This window comes from Gelidibacter salicanalis (genome assembly GCF_016469035.1).
In the GTDB taxonomy this organism is placed as follows: domain Bacteria; phylum Bacteroidota; class Bacteroidia; order Flavobacteriales; family Flavobacteriaceae; genus Gelidibacter; species Gelidibacter salicanalis_A.
The window spans coordinates 1-226 of sequence record NZ_JAEHJZ010000565.1; the positions used below are offsets into that span (position 1 = coordinate 1).

Sequence of the window (226 nt, forward strand, 5' to 3'; positions counted from 1 at the left end):
TCTCTCCCTCAAGCATTGGGACCAGGACGACGGCTTTGCCTTCACCGGCAGCCACTTGACCGTGCGCAATGGGTACTCGTGCGTCCCCGTGGCCCTGTCCGAAGGGCTGGACATCAAACTCAACACGGGCGTGCGACAAGTGCGCTACAGCCAGACTGGGGTCGAGATATTCACGTCCAACGCGCGCAACCACACCAATCCCGTCACGTACAAAGCCGACGCTGTG

General features: G+C 61.1%; 1 protein-coding gene. It reads left to right on the forward strand.

Annotated elements, in window-relative coordinates; genetic code table 11:
- Positions 1-226 (forward strand): FAD-dependent oxidoreductase (locus JEM65_RS22035; RefSeq protein ID WP_199603914.1); only part of this gene is annotated, 226 nt, incomplete at both ends.